The organism is Achromobacter sp. Marseille-Q0513 (assembly GCF_018195695.1).
Lineage (GTDB): Bacteria > Pseudomonadota > Gammaproteobacteria > Burkholderiales > Burkholderiaceae_B > Achromobacter.
In genome coordinates this window covers 1-608 of record NZ_JAGTJY010000448.1, presented here as the reverse complement: position 1 = coordinate 608, position 608 = coordinate 1, and the positions used below count along the sequence as shown (strand labels likewise).

Sequence of the window (608 nt, the reverse complement as noted above, 5' to 3'; positions counted from 1 at the left end):
TCACGGGGTAGGCCACGTTGGTGATGCCGCGGATCTGGCGGCTGGGCATGGAGGCGCAGCCGCGCTGGCGCACCTCGGCCAGGATGGCGAACAGTTCGCCGGGATCGGATTCCAGCTCGCCCTCGACCTTGATGTGGGCGGCCAGCATGCGGGTGCGTTCGACCTCGTCGCGGAAGGCCAGCAGCACGTGGCCGGAAGAGGTGTCGGTCAGGCCCATGTTGACGCCGACCTTCAGGCCGAAGGACCAGCGCTCGGGGCTTTCGACCTGGGCGATGACGACCACGCGGCCGCCCTGGTACACCGCCAGGTGGCAGGACTGGCGCGCGCGGCTGGCCAGCTCGCGCAGCAGCGGCAGCGCCACGCTGACCAGCGATTTCAGCGGCTGCTGGCGGTGCGCCAGCTCGAACATCTTGAGGGTGAGGGTGTAGCGGTCGTTCTCGTCGACCTGCACATAGCCTCGGCGCTGCAGCGTCACGGCCATGCGGAAGATCTCGCTGACGCTGCGGTCGATCCGCTGCGCCAGCTCGGCCAGCGTGTAGCCGGCGGAGCTGGCGGCCAGCGCCTCCAGGATGTCCAGCCCTTTTTCCAGCGCGGGCGCCGCGTAGCGC

Annotated in this window: 1 protein-coding gene; it reads right to left on the bottom strand. The window is 69.9% G+C overall.

The genetic code is table 11. From position 1 onward, the window contains the following. On the bottom strand, positions 1-608 hold a 608-nt coding region (locus KDH83_RS31190), incomplete at both ends, for an IclR family transcriptional regulator (RefSeq protein ID WP_212322974.1).